Source organism: Mesorhizobium sp. M7A.F.Ca.MR.362.00.0.0, from assembly GCF_004023175.1.
GTDB lineage: Bacteria > Pseudomonadota > Alphaproteobacteria > Rhizobiales > Rhizobiaceae > Mesorhizobium.
In genome coordinates this window covers 1-235 of sequence record NZ_RZTF01001134.1, presented here as the reverse complement: position 1 = coordinate 235, position 235 = coordinate 1, and the positions used below count along the sequence as shown (strand labels likewise).

The window sequence follows — 235 nt, the reverse complement described above, 5'->3', positions numbered from 1 at the left end:
GATGTTGTTCTCGATCGAGGTGGTGAACAGGAATGCGTCCTGCTGCACCACGCCGACCGCCTTGCGCAGCGATTGCAGCGTGACTTTGCTTATGTCCTGGCCATCGATGGTGATGGCACCTGACGTCACATCGTAGAAGCGCGGGATCAGGTGCGCGATGGTCGATTTGCCGCTGCCGGGCGGACCGACAATGCCGATGGTTTGGCCCGACCTTGCCTCGAAGGAGATCCCGGAT

Annotated in this window: 1 protein-coding gene; it reads right to left on the bottom strand. The window is 60.4% G+C overall.

Going from position 1 to position 235, the window contains the following annotated elements; translation table 11 throughout:
* The coding region (locus EOC06_RS39395) for an ATP-binding cassette domain-containing protein (RefSeq protein ID WP_128310214.1) at positions 1-235 on the bottom strand (235 nt) is incomplete at both ends.